The sequence below is a fragment of the Candidatus Thermoplasmatota archaeon genome (assembly GCA_030018475.1).
Lineage (GTDB): Archaea > Thermoplasmatota > JASEFT01 > JASEFT01 > JASEFT01 > JASEFT01.
The window spans coordinates 1-1,306 of sequence record JASEFT010000104.1 but is presented as its reverse complement, the minus strand read 5'-3'; the positions used below and the strand labels follow the sequence as shown (position 1 = coordinate 1,306).

The 1,306-nt window shown below is 34.8% G+C and carries 3 protein-coding genes; all 3 read left to right on the top strand.

The annotated features are described in order from the left end of the window. Positions 1-98: 98 nt before the first annotated feature. Positions 99-509, top strand: a complete 411-nt coding sequence (locus QMD21_07745; protein ID MDI6856655.1) for a glycosyltransferase — start codon at positions 99-101, stop codon at positions 507-509. Next, positions 482-949 (top strand): class I SAM-dependent methyltransferase, encoded by a 468-nt coding sequence (locus QMD21_07740; protein MDI6856654.1) that lies wholly within the window; start codon positions 482-484, stop codon positions 947-949. Before QMD21_07745 ends, QMD21_07740 begins: the two co-directional genes overlap by 28 nt. A 207-nt stretch (positions 950-1,156) precedes the next feature. Continuing rightward, positions 1,157-1,306, top strand: a 150-nt coding sequence (locus QMD21_07735; protein ID MDI6856653.1) for a DegT/DnrJ/EryC1/StrS family aminotransferase, incomplete at its 3' end; no start/stop codon positions are given.

Genomic DNA, 1,306 nt, shown 5'->3' with positions numbered 1-1,306 from the left:
GCACAATCACTTGAAACACTACTAAAAGCAGCTATTATATTAAATGATAGAAATGACATAGTTTTTATACTTATAGGAGATGGACCTGAAAAAATAGATTGCAACTTATAGCTGAGAAAGAAAAAATAACTAATGTCAATTTTTTACCCCCATATCCACCTGATAAGATACCGCTATTCTTTTCATTAGCTACTGCCTCAATTGTCACTTTGCGTAAACTTGAACTATTTAAGGGGTCACGGCCTGCTAAAATTTTCTCTTCAATGGCTTGCGGAGTCCCTGTTATTTATAGTGGTGAAGGTGAAGGCGCAAAACTTATAGAGGAGGGAAACTGTGGAATAGTAGTAGAACCTGAAAATCCGCGTGCTTTAGCATCTGCAGTGGCTAAACTTGCAGATGACAAAGAATTAGCTTATGAACTTGGTCAAAATGGTAGGAGATTGGCAGAAAGAGAGTATTCTTGGGATATAATTATAGATAGATGGTTAAGAGAATTGAAGAAAGAATAAAAGTGAAACCTGAATTAGAGAAGATAAAGGATGTATATAAGAAATACGAAGAAGATAATAGATACAAAATTAAATGGAGCCAGTTAAATCCAGGTAATGTGTGGATTGTAGAAGAGAGGGAGCAGACTATTATTAGTCTTTTTAAGAAATATAAATTAGAACCATTATCTGACAAAAAAATACTCGATGTAGGATGTGGTAGGGGAGGTTTTTTAAGAACTTTATTAAAATATGGAACAAACGAGAGTAACTTATATGGAATCGACCTATCAAAAGAGAGAATTGGTGGGGCAAAGAAAGAGATAATAAAACTTTTTCCTCATTGTTCTTTTGATTTCAATTTGATCACTCTTCTACCACCTCTAACAAGAAAACTTGCTCCATACTCATTAAAGTTATGTCAATTACTTGAGCAAATACAATTTTTGCGTACCCACTAGCTTACGATAATTAAGAAAAATTATTGACAGTTAACATTGAGATAGCCAAGAATTAGCTTACGAACTTGGTCAAAATGGCAGGGAATTAGTAGAGAGAGATTACTCCTGGTCTACAATTGTAAATAGATGGATAACAGAGTTTGAAAAGAAGGTTGACAAATACCGTTAAGTGTATTAAAGTTATACGCAGTATCCTGTGGAAAAGTTATGAAGAGTATTCCTTTTTGTATTCCGGATATAGGTGAAGAAGAAATAAACGAAGTCGTTGACACTTTAAGGTCGGGCTGGCTGACTACTGGACCAAAGACTGAGAAATTTGAATATGAGTTTGCTAAATACGTGAAGGGGACAGAGCCC

Bases quoted from the DNA above. Each gene is read 5' to 3' on its own strand.
- QMD21_07740 (MDI6856654.1), top strand. From the start codon at position 482: ATGGTTAAGAGAATTGAAGAAAGAATAAAAGTGAAACCTGAATTAGAG.